The following is a 14,956-nucleotide window of genomic DNA, read 5'->3' as shown; positions in this document are numbered from 1 at the left end:
TAAAAAAATCTTGTGGATTTTTTAACTTTCGAAATTTTTCTCTTTGTTAAAACCCTTTGTACCTTTGAGCCTTTGCAACTCAGAACCTAAAAGAAGAATGATCTACACAACTATACCCAATACCGATATTAAAGTCTCCAAAATATGTCTTGGAACGATGACTTTCGGGCAGCAGAATACCGAAGCAGAAGGACACGAACAAATGGATTATGCGCTTGAAAGAGGCGTAAACTTTTTTGATACTGCAGAAATGTATTCGGTACCGGCAAATGAAGCTACTTACGGAAGTACAGAAAAAATAATCGGAACGTGGTTTAAGAAATCGGGAAATCGCGATAAAGTGATTTTGGCGTCTAAAATTGCGGGTCCAAATGTGAATTTTGGATATATGAGGGAGAAACTGGATTTCTCGCCGGCAAGTATTAAATATGCAGTTGAAAATAGTTTAAAAAGACTTCAGACTGATTATATAGATTTGTATCAGATGCACTGGCCGGAAAGGAAAACAAATAATTTCGGACAGCGCGCCTTTCACGGACACGATGATGTATGGGAAGACAATTTCAGAGAAGTTTTAGAAACTTTTGACGGATTAATCAAAGAAGGTAAAATCAAACATATCGGAGTTTCAAATGAAAACGCATGGGGAATGATGCGCCTTTTGGAAGAAAGTAAATACAACAGCCTTCCGAGAATTAAAACCGTTCAAAATCCGTATTCTTTACTGAACCGTTTGTTCGAAGTAAATTCTGCCGAAGTTTCCAAATATGAAAATGTGGGCCTTTTAGGGTATTCTCCTTTGGCATTTGGCGTTTTAACGGGTAAATTTTTAACAGGCGAAAGTCATCCGAATGCGAGAGTAAATCTTTTTCCCCAATATACACGTTATAAAAGCGAACAATGTACGCAAGCAACAAAATTGTATCTGGAAATCGCTAAAAAACATGGTTTAACGCTTACGCAATTGGCGATGGGATTTGTTTTAGCTCAACCGTTTTTGACAAGCGCGATTATTGGAGCTACAACTATGGAGCAATTAAAAGAAAATATTGACACAATTGATGTGATTCTTTCTAAAGAAATCCTTGCCGAAATTGATGCTGTTCAGGCCATAATTCCTGATCCGGCGCCTTAATTTTTTTTGCAGTGAAGAGCCACAAAGCTTTTTAATCATATTTCGCGTCTTTGCGTGCAAATTTCTCTTTTAAGTAGTAACGCTTAAAGTTTTAATCTCGCAAAGACGCAGAGGCGCAAAGTTTTTTAAAATAACAAAGCCACAAAGTTTTTATTATAAACTTTGTGGCTTTGTACCTTCGTGGCAAACCTGAACTTATAAATCAAATTCGTCATCAGTGGCGAGAGAATCTACTTTTACTGCTGTAGAATCCGGAGCTTTGATTTTTATAAAAGAACGTGCATTTCCAGAAATATATACCGGTAGTTGTCCCAATGTGTCTTCGGGAATCAATAAACCTCTTCTGAACATTAAGTTTTTAAGGAATTTTTGATTCTTTAAAGCATAGTCCTTTAAATTCCCTTCATCATTAAACTGATACATGAATTTTCTCGGCTTCGGAATAATCGTTGCCAAGTATAAACATTCATCCACATTTAGCGCTGATGGACTTTTCTGGAAATAAAAATGACTTGCTTCACCAATTCCGTATACATTTGGTCCCCATTCAATAATATTGAAATAAACTTCCAGCATTCTTTCCTTGCTTACAATTCGGTTATTTTCTAAAATATAAACTAAAAGAATTTCTTCGAGCTTTCGCGAAAGCGTTTTTTCACGGGTCAGAAATACATTTTTGATCAATTGCATACTAATTGTGCTGGCCCCGCGTGAGAATTTTTTAGTTCGGATGTTCTTTAAAATCGATTGTTTAAATGCTTCGTTTATAAAGCCGCGATGTGAGAAGAATGATGGATCTTCGGTTGTTAAAACGCATTTTCTCAAGTAAGGTGAAATCTGATCCAAAGGTGTATAATTCGGATTTGCATTTCCGACCAAAATCGGACGTTGTAATACATTCTGAATAATCGCGCGATAGACAAATTCGCCATTTAACTTATTAAGATCGGCTTCGCCATATTTTGTAATTCGTAAATCTTCTTTGTGTAATTTGCTGTCAAAAACCAATGTATTTGGTTTGTTTTTATTGAATTTGAAATCCAGTTTATAATCGAAATTTCCTGTTGCCTGCATTCCCTGAAAATGAGTAAACAAACCATCCGGAAGCGAAACGATAAAATCCTGCGCTTTCATTTTAGGAATGTCCACTTTGAGGTTATAGATCGTATCTTTTTCAGTATCGTAAGAAACGTAAGGGCGGACTTTAATTTTGTTCAGCTGCATTGTTGAACTGCTGTCAATTGAAATAAAATCGTCTCCCAGTAAAAAACGATAGTCAAAACGGGCATTTTTAATTACAACATCTTTACTGGCAATTTTTGGATGATTGATGGTTAGATTCGCAATCGAAGTGTAACCGTCAATATGCAGTTCGCTGCCGCTTTTATCAATATTTTTGACATTTAAACGAATAGAATCAAAACTCGCTTTTAAATTATAACGTTCGTCCAGATACGGAACGCGAATCGCGCCTGTATCAAGATTAAAGAAACGGATGTCTGCTTTTTTATTTCTCGGATCTGCAAAACCTTTAATGTTCCAACGCTGATCAAAATCCTTGGCACGAACGTGAAGATTCGTTTCTAATTTTTCGTTGTTTAAAACCAATTTATCAACAGCGATATTAGTGAGTTTTCCATTATCATCGATTTTGAATTGAAAGTTTTTCAAATCCATATCGGTAGGGACAAGATTAAGCAGGGTAGAAATTATTCTGTAAGCAGTTGCACCATATTTTCGTTTTTCGTTGGTCTCGGTTTCGTCTTTTTCCCTTTTTAGAAAAGCATCAAAATTTCGTTTCTTTCCTTTTTTTACCAACTGAATATATCCGTTATCAATTTTTAGGGTTCCAACCTGAACGTCGCCTATTAATAAGTTACTCAGACTTATGCTGGTCTCTACATTTTTTATTTTACAAAGAGTATCTGCATTTATAGGTGCCAGAACCACATCGGTTAACTTTATGGTTGATAAACCATCAAAAGACGCAGATTTTACAGAAAAATTACTGTTGTACTGTACGGCCATCTTGTGCGTAACCTTCGCAATTGCCTGTTTTAAAAGGGAATCACGGAAATAGTATAGTCCGATGCAAAGCAAAATCAATATTATTGCTAATATCTTTAATGCATTATATATTTTTTGTTTAGGAAAATTCATAAAGTGAATTTACAATATATTTTTAATGTGTGTAGGGGTTTTGTTAGCCTCGAATTCAGGAATTATTATAATTAAAAAAAATAAATTCGTGAATTCGTGGTTATAAAAAATATTAACCAAAAAGAATACTCGCAACATCTTCGATTTTTGCTACAAGCTCAATTTTAATTCCTGTATTTTTTAAAGCAATTTTGTTGTATTTAGAAACAAAAATAGTGTCAAAGCCTAATTTTTCAGCTTCCTGAATACGTTGATCCACACGGTTAACTGGGCGAATTTCGCCAGACAAACCTACTTCGCCGGCAAAACAGAAACCTTTTCCAACCGGAATATCTTCGTTAGATGATAAAATAGCCGCTACAACGGCGAGATCAATTGCAGGATCATCAACAGAAATTCCGCCGGTGACGTTTAAGAAAACGTCTTTTGCGCCCAAACGAAATCCGGCTCTTTTTTCTAAAACAGCCAAAATCATGTTTAATCTTTTTGCGTTATAACCCGTTGTACTTCTTTGCGGCGTGCCATAAACTGCCGTGCTTACCAAAGATTGTATTTCAATCATTAAAGGGCGCATTCCTTCGAGAGTAGTTGCAATTGCTGTTCCTGATAATTCTTCGTCTTTGTGAGATATTAAAATTTCTGACGGATTAGAAACTTCTCTCAACCCGCTTCCAAGCATTTCATAGATTCCAAGTTCTGCTGTAGAACCAAAACGGTTTTTTAGCGAACGCAAAATTCTGTAAACGTGATTTCTGTCGCCTTCGAACTGAAGAACGGTATCAACCATATGTTCAAGAATTTTTGGTCCGGCTATGTTTCCGTCTTTGGTAATATGACCGATAAGAATCACCGGAGTGTTGCTTTCTTTGGCGAATTTTATTAATTCTGCAGTAGTTTCTCTAATCTGCGAAATACTTCCGGCAGTAGATTCGATATAATCGGTATGCAAAGTCTGAATCGAGTCGATAATAACCACTTCTGGTTGCATCGCTTCAATCTGCTTGAAAATATTTTGCGTTTTGGTTTCCGTTAAAATATAACAGTTTTCGCTGTTAGGTGTAATTCTTTCCGCACGCATTTTAATCTGTTTCTGACTTTCTTCACCAGAAACATATAATGTTTTATAAGGTAATTTTAATGAAATCTGAAGTAAAAGTGTACTTTTTCCGATACCGGGTTCTCCGCCCAAAAGCGTTAAAGATCCGGGAACGAGTCCGCCTCCCAAAACACGATTTAATTCGCTGTCGGTTGTATCCATTCGGACTTCCTGCGTTGAATCAATTTCAGTGATTTTTAAAGGTCTCGGGGCTTTACTGGTCGAAGTTGGCTCGCTTTTCCACGCCACTTTATCCTGTTTCTGTATGACTTCTTCGGCAATCGTATTCCATTCTTTGCAGGCATTGCATTGGCCTTGCCATTTTGAATACTGCGTTCCGCAGTTCTGACAAAAAAAGGAAGTTTTAACTTTAGACATTATTTACTTTTTTTAGCAAGCGTATTCATTTCGTCGATTTTCTCATACATCATGTCTTTGTTCAAATCGCCAATTGGCTCCATTTGAGAAGCATTTTGGTATTTTTTTGATGCATGTTTCGGGTCGCCCATTTTTTCATACATTAATCCTAATTCATATTCTCCCAACATCGCTTTTGGATAATTTACATTCCCAATTTCAGCCATTTTTCCCAATTCGTCGTAAGCATTTCTTTTTAAAATAAGGCTTTCCACTATCTTAAAATCACTCACTCTTACCGGAATCTGAACGCCTAAAACTTCAGACATTGTATTGTATTTCTTTTCCAGATATTCTGCGTAACCTGTTTGTAAGACCGCAATCTTGTCGTTGTATTCGGCAGAATTTATTGGTCGGTACACTTCAAAAATTTGGTATAAAGCACTTGGTATAGAATGTAAAACTTCTGTATAATGAGTTGCGCCTTTAAATACGTCATATTTATAATTTACTAACGGATTATTTGCAATTTTAATATTGCTGTTTAATTTTTCTATTGGTTCTTTTATCTTTTTAATATCTCCTTCACCTGCAGAAAGGTAATAGAAAACCGGTTTTTTAAATTTCGCAAATTTTTCGGCAATACGAACTTCCATTTTAGGGGCCAGTTCAGGACTTAAACAAATATAAGCGTTAAAAAGCGGCTCTTCTTTATACAAATAAAAATTAGCAAAACTGGCTGTTACGTCGTGTCCTGCGATAATTCTAAAAGGAGAGGTGCGATATTTTTTTTCGATGTACGGAATTAATTCAGCTCCGACAAACTCAAAAAATTTCGCTCCTTTTTCAAACGGTAAACCTTCATTTTGGTCAATGGTTGTATCATCAAAACGTTCTCCGTCTTTATTTTGATGGATTCCGATAATAATCATTTCGGGAATATCATCCCAATAAGTTCCATAGCTTACAGCTCCGGAAAATGGATCGAATAAATAATCTCCGTCTAATAAATAAAGAACCGGATATTTTTTGTCTTTGTTATTTTCATAAGAAGCCGGAAGTCCGATGGTGATTCTTCGTTCTTCTCCGAGCTTTTCAGATTGAATGTTGTCGAACGTTTTTTGGGCAAACGACGAGAATGAAATTAAAATAAACAGTAGGTAAACTTTTTTCATGATTTGTGGCATTTCAGTGAATTAAAAAGTATTGAAAATAGTGTGGCAATATACTATTTTATTTGTTTCTATTGATGTGGAAAATAGCAAACAAATAACAGGTGTGTAAATCTTTTCTGATTTATACCAATGCAGAATTCTTTGTTCAAAAATTGTTTTGACAAAGTGAAATAATTTCAAAATAAAAAGAAGATTATGTTAGCGAATTATCATTTTCATTAGGGAAAATAATCCACGGTTTGAAGGTTTTGGCTTCTTCAAACTCCAAAGTAGCGTAAGATATAATAATGATGATATCGTCTTTCTGTACCTTTCTCGCTGCAGGACCATTCAGCGTAATTTCGCCCGAATTTTTTTCTCCTTTAATAGCGTAAGTTTCAAAACGCTCACCGTTATTAATATTTACGATAGATACTTTTTCGCCTTCAATAATGTTAGAAGCTTCCAGTAAAGTTTCATCAATAGTAATGCTGCCAATATAATTTAAATCGGCACCCGTTACCTTAACGCGATGAATTTTAGATTTTATAACTTGAATTTGCATGTTGCAAAGTTAGATTAATTTAATGAAATGGTATCAATCAGTCTAATAGAATTAACAAATACTGCTATAAATGCGCGGTATTTTTTGTCTTTCTCCTTTTTTTCAATAGGCAAAAGTGTCGATTCGTCAGCGATAACAAAATATTCAAGTTCGAATTCTTTGTTGTCCCTGAAAGAATTTTCTACAAAATCGACTGTTTCCTGTGGCGTATTCGTCTGGAAAATCTCTTTCGCTTTGGTAATAACCTGATAAATGATAGCAGCATCTTTACGTTCTTCTGGAGTCAATCGTTCATTGCGTGAACTCATTGCAAGCTGATTTTCTTCTCTAAAAATAGGACATCCGATAACGTTAACCGGCAGATTAGTTTTTTCGACCAGTTTTTTAACAATCTGCAGCTGTTGGAAATCTTTTTCTCCGAAATATGCATTTGTCGGAGTAACGATTTCAAATAATCTTTTTACGATCGTGCCGACTCCATTAAAGTGACCTGGTCTGAATTTTCCTTCCATTTGGTTTTCAAGTCCGTCAAAATCAAAATTTTGTGAAATGGTATTTCCTTCGTAAATATCTTCAACCGTTGGTGCGTATAAAATAATTTTATCACTTAATGTACGCATTTTCTTAACATCTTCTTCGAGTGTCCTCGGATATTTTTCTAAATCTTCCGGATTATTAAATTGTGTCGGATTGACAAAAATGCTGACAACTGTATCGTCGTTTTCTTTTATCGAACGTTGCATTAAAGCCAAATGGCCTTGGTGTAAAGCGCCCATTGTAGGTACAAATCCGATGGTTGAATTTGCGGTTTTGATAGTTTTAAGATAGGCTATCAAAGCTGCTTTACTGTAGAAAATATGCATTGAGGTATTATTAAAATTTAGTGCAAACATAATATATTAGTTATAAACTGCATAAATTTTTGTAATTTTGCGACGTTTTTATTACCAAAATTAAGTAAAATACTATTATGAAAGATAAGAGGATATTATATGTATCATCTGAAGTCGTGCCTTATTTGGCTGAAAATGAGGTCTCTTTAATGTCTTATGACGTTCCGAAAATGATTAATGACCAAGGTGGTCAGATAAGAATTTTCATGCCAAGATATGGGAATATCAACGAGAGAAGACATCAATTGCATGAAGTGATTAGACTTTCCGGGATGAATTTGGTAGTGAATGACTTAGATATGCCGTTGATTATTAAAGTAGCTTCAATTCCGAAAGAAAGAATTCAGGTTTACTTTATTGATAATGATGAATACTTTAAGCGTAAGGCAACTTTTGCAGACGAGGAGGGTGTTTTATATCCTGATAATGATGAAAGAGCGATCTTTTTTGCAAAAGGCGTAGTTGAAACTGTAAAAAAACTAAACTGGGTTCCTGATATCATACATGTTCATGGGTGGCTTGCTGCAATGCTTCCGATCTACATGAAACATTATTATAAACACGAGGCCTTATTTTCTGAAACTAAAATTATTACCTCTGTTTACGGACAGTCTTTTGATGAAAATTTAGATTTAGAAATGATAAATAAAGTTAAATTTGATGGTATTCCTCAGGAATCTGTATCAGATTTAGAAGTTCCTAATTATGAGAATGTTTTAAAGGCTAGCATCTTACACTCTGATGGAGTTATAATTGCGTCAGAAAACGTTTCGCCAAGTTTAACAAAATTTATAGAATCTTCAGGAAAACCTTTTTTACCTTTCGCCACGAAAGATGCATTCGCAGAAGCGTATACAAATTTCTACAGAACGTTTGGACTTTAAAAAATTAACTTTTATTATAAACATGTATAATACTTCTTTTGTTAAAAAAATTCTTTTAGCTGTAATTGCTGTTTTCTTATATTCTTGCGACAAAGATTTTAATGCGCTTGGTGATGGATTAATTGGAGATGATCATTTTGGGCTTGAAGCCACAAAATATGATGTTGTAGCGTTTAATCAGGAAGTAACTCCGGTACAGTCAAATAATTTGGCGACAAATGCTTTGGGTATTTATGATAATCCTGTATTTGGAACTACTACGGCTAATTTTGTTACGCAACTCGGGTTGGTTTCTTATTCGCCTACAATTGGCGAGTCTCCTGTCATTGAAAGTGTGACTCTTAGTGTTCCTTATTTTAGCCACGTAAAAAGTACAAATGCTGACGGTAGCAGTGTGTATGAACTGGATTCTATTTATGGAGATAAAAACGGAAAAATAAAGTTAAGTATTTACGAATCGGGGGTACAGATGAGAAATAGCTACTTTAATAATGGTTCGCAATTACCGCAGTTTTATTATACAGATCAAAATGCTGATTTCTCAGGTTTAAAAAAAGGAAACCGACTAAATGATGCGGGTGTACTTGAAAATGATGAATTTTTCTTTGATGCAAAAGAAACTGTGACAACAACGGTTGATGCGGATAAAAAAGAAACTGTTACGAGAACTGGTCCAGAAATGCACTTAACGCTTAATAAAGCATTTTTTCAGGATAAAATATTAAATGCCGCAGCTTCTAAATTGTCTTCTGAGGATCTTTTTCAGGAATATTTCAGAGGCCTGTATTTTAATGTAGAAAGATCAGGAAGTAATCCTAGTAATATGGCGCTTATTAATTTTTCTGCAGGAAAGATTACTATAAAATATAAAGCAAAAACAGCCTCTACAACAGATGATGTGAATGCTACGGAGGATAAAACAATTCTTCTTAATTTTAAAAGTGGTGTTACTGGCGGCGTTGCAAGTACGGCAAATTTCCTTGAAGATGTGAGAAAGCCTGATTATGAAGCTGCTATAACAACTTCTGTAAATAAAACAGAGGGAGATGAAAGACTGTATTTGAAAGGTGGTCAGGGCGCTGTAAGTGTCATAAGACCGTTTAATCAGACAGATGTAATTTCTTATGATACAAAAGGTGATGTTGTGAGTGGGGCAAATGGAGTTCCGGATCAATTGGATGAAATTAGAAATAATGTTGCAACCAAAAACTGGAAAATAAACGAGGCAAATTTGGTTTTCTATATCGACGCAGATAAAATGAATGGAGCGGAAGAACCAAGAAGGGTTTATTTATACGATTTAACTAATAATCTGCCATTGTTGGATTATTACTCAGATGGAAGTTCTAATACATTGGATCCAGGAGCATCAAAATCTGTTTTTGGAGGTTTGATCACATTAGGTGCTGATAAAAAAGGAAAAAGTTATAAAATTAGAATTACAGATCATGTTCGGAATCTTGTAAAAGATGCGACAGCTAAAAATGTTGATTTAGGATTAGTTGTTTCTCAAAGCATTGGCATAACTGCATCAAATGTATTAAAGTTAAAGAACGAAACTATTTCACAAGTACCGAGAGCATCGGTTATGAATCCTTTAGGGACAATTTTATACGGTGCAAAAGATTCTGCTTTGGTGCCGGAAGATAAGAGATTGCGACTTGAGGTTTACTACACGAAACCAAATTAATTAAATATATGTGTGGAATTGTTGGGTATATCGGTCACCGAGAGGCTTATCCTATTGTAATAAAGGGGTTAAAGCGTCTTGAGTACAGAGGATATGATAGTGCCGGCGTTATGTTGTATGATAACGAGTCGGAGATAAAACTTTGTAAAACAAAAGGTAAGGTTTCAGATCTTGAAGCTAAAGCTAGTGAAGGTTTTACTACAAATGGAAATATAGGAATAGGACATACACGTTGGGCTACGCATGGTGTTCCAAATGATGTTAATTCGCATCCGCATCTTTCTAATTCAGGTGATTTAGTAATTATCCATAACGGAATTATTGAGAACTATGCACCTCTGAAAGAAGAACTTATAAAAAGAGGTTATACTTTTAAATCAGATACTGATACTGAAGTTTTAGTCAACTTAATTGAAGAAGTTCAGAAAAAAGAGAACATCAAACTTGGTAAAGCAGTCCAGATCGCTTTAAATCAAGTTGTAGGTGCTTATGCGATTGCAGTCTTTGATAAGAAAAATCCAAACGAATTAGTTGCGGCAAGATTAGGAAGTCCGCTGGCAATTGGTGTTGGTGAAGGGGAGTATTTTGTTGCTTCTGATGCATCACCGTTTATTGAATATACTTCTAATGCGGTGTATTTAGAAGATGGAGAAATGGCAAATATCAGATTGCACAAGCCAATCAAAATCAGAAAAATTAAAGATGACTCTTTAGTTGATCCTTATATTCAGGAACTTCAAATGAATTTGGAGCAGATTGAAAAAGGAGGTTATGATCATTTCATGCTAAAGGAAATTTACGAACAGCCAAGTGTTATCAAAGATACTTACAGAGGAAGACTTCATGCAAATGAAGGAATTGTTCAAATGGCGGGTGTAGAAGATAATTTAGAAAAATTCTTAAACGCAAAAAGAATTCTAATCGTTGCTTGTGGTACTTCATGGCATGCAGGTTTAGTAGCAGAATATATTTTTGAAGAATTTACAAGAATTCCGGTTGAAGTAGAATATGCTTCGGAGTTCAGATACAGAAATCCGATCATTAACAAAGATGATGTTGTAATTGCTATCTCTCAATCGGGAGAAACTGCAGATACAATGGCAGCTATTAAACTGGCGAAAGAAAACGGAGCGTTTGTATTTGGAGTTTGTAATGTAGTTGGTTCTTCTATCTCAAGAGAAAGTCACGCAGGTGCTTATACTCACGCAGGACCTGAAATTGGTGTTGCTTCTACAAAAGCATTTACTACTCAGATCACTGTTTTAACAATGATTGCTTTAAGATTAGGAAAAGCAAAAGGAACATTATCAAATACAGATTTCCATACTTATCTTCAGGAATTAGAAATTATACCAGAAAAAGTAGCCGAAGCATTAGAAACTACTGATAAAGCAAAAGAAATTGCTGCTGCCTTTAAAGATTCGCCAAACTGTCTTTATTTAGGTCGTGGGTACAATTTCCCTGTTGCTTTAGAAGGAGCTTTGAAGTTAAAAGAGATTTCTTATATTCATGCTGAGGGTTACCCTGCTGCAGAAATGAAACACGGTCCGATTGCTTTAATTGACGAATTAATGCCTGTTATTGTTATTGCCCCTAAACAAGGACATTACGATAAAATTGTAAGTAACATCCAGGAAATTAAATCAAGAAGTGGTAAAATTATTGCTGTTGTAACTAAAGGTGATACTCAGGTTCGCGAATTAGCCGATTATGTAATCGAAATTCCGGAAACTTCGGATGCATTGTCTCCATTGGTTACTACAATTCCGTTGCAGCTGCTTTCTTATTACATTGCTGTAATGAGAGGTTGTAATGTAGATCAGCCGCGTAACTTAGCGAAGTCTGTTACAGTTGAATAGTAAACTTATTAAATAAATATGTTAAAAAAGCGAGATTTTCATCTCGCTTTTTTTTATTGTCAAAAATTTTTTTCTCCGCTTGTATTTTTATGAAATTTGCATTTTTTTAATAAATAATTATATGTACGCATAGTAAAATGATTTTTCTGTTGGTTTTCTTTGATTTAAGTTTAATAAATTCAATTGTCAAATAGTTAAAATATTGTACAAAACCGTGCTAAATATGGATTTTATTTAACGTTTTTTTATGCATATCAAAATATTTGTTTATTTTGGCTATATATACTAACGAAAAACTAACCCAAATGAGAGTCTATTTGCTAATTATGTTGTTGTTCAGCGGAGTATCCTTTGCGCAGAATACAATTACAGGTTCCGTTACAGATGGTAACAAACAATCTATTCCTGGTGCTAATGTTGTTGTGGTCGGCGAAAATAGTGGTACATCTACAGATTTTGACGGATCTTTTAAATTAACCACTACGACCAAACTTCCTTTCTCTATAAAGGTTTCGGCAGTTGGATTCGGGTCTAAAACAATTAATGTTACTGCAGCAAACCAAAAAGTAAATGTGGTTTTAACTGATGAAGAAAACAAGCTTGACGAAATTGTAGTCTCTGCGTCAAGAACTCCTGAAAGAGTACTGGAATCTCCGGTGACAATTGAAAGAATGGGAATTCAGGAAATTAAGAAAACGGCTTCTCCTTCTTTTTATGATGGTTTAGAAAACATGAAGGAAGTGCAGATGAATACCAGCAGTATGTCTTTCAAATCTATTAATACGAGAGGGTTTGCAACTGTTGCAAATACACGCTTTATGCAATTGGTAGATGGTATGGATAACTCTTCACCTTTATTAAACTTTGTTTTAGGTAATATGATTGGGGTTTCTGAAATTGACGTGCAAAGCGTAGAGTTGCTTCCGGGTGCATCTTCTGCTTTATATGGTGCTAACGCATTTAATGGAATTTTATTCATGACCAGTAAAAGTCCGTTTGTGAGTCAGGGAGTTTCTACTTATTTAAAATATGGAGCTACCTCTCAGGAGGCAGCGGGTACCAATAGTTATTATGATTTTGGTATTCGATTCGCTCATGCCTTCAATAAATATTTTGCTGCTAAAGCTAACTTTACTTACATGGAAGCAACCGATTGGTATGCGACCAATTATAATGATAAAACAAGAGGAGGTATAGATCGTTCTAATCCCAGTTACGATGGTATAAATGTTTATGGTGATGAGGCTTCGACTAATATTAAAGGCGTTGGTTTAAAGCTTGAGGCAATGGGATTGATTCCTGCCGGAGCATCTAATATTCTTCCTAATTCGGTTGTAAGCAGAACCGGATATAACGAAATTGATCTGACCGATAATAAAGCGGCAAATAAAAAAGTTGATTTCTCTTTTCATGGAAGACCATTTGGTGATGAGCGATTGGAAATTATCTGGCAGAGTAAATTTGGAACAGGAAATGCAGTATATCAGGGAGCAAACAGATACTATTTAAATGACTTTTTTATGCAGCAGCATAAACTGGAATTTAAAGGAAAAAACTTTTTCGTAAGAGGATATATGACTACCGAAGATGGCGGACATTCGTATGATATGGTTTTTACGGGAATCAATGTAAATAGAAAATGGAAAGATGATAATACCTGGTTTGGTCAATATGCAGGAGCTTATATTCAGGGTACGCTTGCAGGTATGACACCAGAACAGGCTCATTCAGCAGGACGTGCTACAGCAGATACTGGCCGTTTTTTGCCGGGAACCCCAGAATTTAAAAATGCTTTTAATCAGGTTGTAAATGAGGCTGATGTTCTTTCTGGTTCGAAATTGGTTGACAACTCGAAAATTTATCATTCAGATGTAAATTATAATTTTAAGGATCTTATCAAATTTGCAGAGATTCAGGCCGGAGGTTCTTACAGATCTTATGAATTAAATTCTCACGGAAGGATTTATACAGATGCAAATGGTCCTATTAATTATAACGAATATGGAGCTTATGTACAGTTAATGAAGAAATTTATGGATGACAGGTTGAAGTTTACCGGTTCGCTGCGTTACGATAAATCGAAAAACTTTGATGGGAATTTTTCACCACGTTTATCTCTTGTTTACTCAGGCGGAGAAAAAAGAAATCACAATTTCAGAGGGTCTTTTCAAACCGGTTTCAGAAACCCGTCAACTCAGGATCAGTATATAGGTTTTAATGTCGGAAGCGCAGTTCTGCTTGGTTCTGCTCCAGATAACTTAACCAGATTTAGCGAAACTTTTAATCTTAGTGCAGAGGGACAATCGTACAGTAATGGAAGTCCGACAAAAGTAATGAATGGAAATGATGCTTATGGTAATTCTTACCTGGCAAGTTCTGTAAATGCATTTTCTGCAATGGCGGGAAGTGATCCGGTTGCTGCGGCTGCCTTGTTGAAAAAATCAACTGCTAATTATGTAAAGCCTGAAGAGGTAAAAGCTTTTGAACTGGGATATCGTTCTGTGTTCGAAGGGACATCGATAGATATTAACGGTTATTATAATATTTATAACAACTTCATAGGGAATCTAAATGTAATTGCTCCTTACTACGGAACGGCTCAGGATAATCCTAACATTGCTGCCGGAACTGCCGATCCTGGTGTTCAGTCTATCAGAGCGATTCAAAATGGAGAATACAGAGTGTATCAATTGTACACTAATTCAGATGTAGAGATAAAGTCACTGGGATTTGGAATTGGACTTTCGAGAAAAATAATTGCTGACTTTGAACTGGGATTGAATTACAATTATGCTCAATTTGATTTTGATCAGGAAAAAGATCCAAGTTTTGAAGCTGGTTTTAATACACCAAAACACAGAGTAAAAGCATCGATAGGAAACGATAAATTATTTAAAAATTTTGGATTTAATGTAAGCGGAAGATGGAATAGCGAGTACCTGTGGCAGGCTGGTTTTGCAGATGGTATCATAAAATCTGCAACTGTAATTGATGCGCAGATTAATTATGGAATTCCGAAATTAAAATCGGTTATAAAATTAGGAGCGGCAAACATTGGAGGTAAAGAATACTATCAGGTGATTGGGGCCGGATTAATCGGACAGCAATATTTTGCTTCCTGGACGATCAACCCATAATTGTTAACTAAAGTCAAATATATTAT

10 protein-coding genes are annotated in these 14,956 nt (G+C 35.3%); 5 read left to right on the top strand and 5 right to left on the bottom strand.

Going from position 1 to position 14,956, the window contains the following annotated elements:
- Nucleotides 1-97: 97 nt before the first annotated feature.
- Nucleotides 98-1,135, top strand: coding sequence for an aldo/keto reductase (locus ABEB31_RS09125; RefSeq protein WP_347051169.1), 1,038 nt, complete (start codon nucleotides 98-100; stop codon nucleotides 1,133-1,135).
- 195 nt (nucleotides 1,136-1,330) lie between these two features.
- Here ABEB31_RS09125 and ABEB31_RS09120 read toward each other — a convergent pair whose 3' ends face one another.
- From ABEB31_RS09120 to panC, 5 genes are all read right to left on the bottom strand, one after another.
- Entirely contained in the window at nucleotides 1,331-3,295 is a 1,965-nt protein-coding gene (locus ABEB31_RS09120) for a transglycosylase domain-containing protein (protein ID WP_347051167.1), read from the bottom strand.
- Between the two features lie 112 nt (nucleotides 3,296-3,407).
- Nucleotides 3,408-4,769 carry a DNA repair protein RadA gene (gene radA, locus ABEB31_RS09115; protein ID WP_347051166.1) on the bottom strand — a complete coding sequence of 454 codons (1,362 nt, stop codon included), beginning with the start codon at nucleotides 4,767-4,769 and terminating at the stop codon, nucleotides 3,408-3,410.
- Nucleotides 4,769-5,923 carry an alpha/beta hydrolase gene (locus tag ABEB31_RS09110; RefSeq protein WP_347051164.1) on the bottom strand — a complete coding sequence of 385 codons (1,155 nt, stop codon included), beginning with the start codon at nucleotides 5,921-5,923 and terminating at the stop codon, nucleotides 4,769-4,771. The genes radA and ABEB31_RS09110 overlap by 1 nt, the downstream gene beginning before the upstream one ends.
- A 193-nt stretch (nucleotides 5,924-6,116) precedes the next feature.
- Complete coding sequence (panD, locus tag ABEB31_RS09105) at nucleotides 6,117-6,467, bottom strand: aspartate 1-decarboxylase (RefSeq protein ID WP_026727479.1); 351 nt, start codon at nucleotides 6,465-6,467, stop codon at nucleotides 6,117-6,119.
- Between the two features lie 14 nt (nucleotides 6,468-6,481).
- Complete coding sequence (gene panC, locus ABEB31_RS09100) at nucleotides 6,482-7,360, bottom strand: pantoate--beta-alanine ligase (protein WP_347051161.1); 879 nt, start codon at nucleotides 7,358-7,360, stop codon at nucleotides 6,482-6,484.
- A 77-nt stretch (nucleotides 7,361-7,437) separates the two neighbouring features.
- Between panC and ABEB31_RS09095 the strand changes: the two genes are divergently transcribed.
- The 4 genes from ABEB31_RS09095 (at nucleotide 7,438) to ABEB31_RS09080 (ending at nucleotide 14,930) form a co-directional block, all read left to right on the top strand.
- Complete coding sequence (locus ABEB31_RS09095; RefSeq protein ID WP_347051160.1) at nucleotides 7,438-8,244, top strand: glycogen/starch synthase; 807 nt, start codon at nucleotides 7,438-7,440, stop codon at nucleotides 8,242-8,244.
- A 22-nt stretch (nucleotides 8,245-8,266) separates the two neighbouring features.
- On the top strand, nucleotides 8,267-9,934 hold the full coding sequence (bamH, locus tag ABEB31_RS09090; RefSeq protein ID WP_347051159.1) for a BamH family beta-barrel-assembly machinery protein: 1,668 nt from the start codon (nucleotides 8,267-8,269) through the stop codon (nucleotides 9,932-9,934).
- 8 nt (nucleotides 9,935-9,942) lie between these two features.
- A complete protein-coding gene (glmS, locus tag ABEB31_RS09085) occupies nucleotides 9,943-11,793 on the top strand; it encodes a glutamine--fructose-6-phosphate transaminase (isomerizing) (protein ID WP_347051158.1) in 1,851 nt (616 codons plus the stop codon).
- A 305-nt stretch (nucleotides 11,794-12,098) separates the two neighbouring features.
- Nucleotides 12,099-14,930, top strand: coding sequence for a TonB-dependent receptor domain-containing protein (locus ABEB31_RS09080; protein ID WP_347051157.1), 2,832 nt, complete (start codon nucleotides 12,099-12,101; stop codon nucleotides 14,928-14,930).
- The last annotated feature ends 26 nt before the right edge of the window (nucleotides 14,931-14,956 follow it).

Origin of the sequence: Flavobacterium olei (genome assembly GCF_039749035.1) — a bacterium.
Taxonomy (GTDB): Bacteria; Bacteroidota; Bacteroidia; order Flavobacteriales; family Flavobacteriaceae; genus Flavobacterium; species Flavobacterium olei.
Note: the sequence above shows the minus strand (reverse complement) of the source record. Positions and strands in the feature narration are given on the sequence as shown.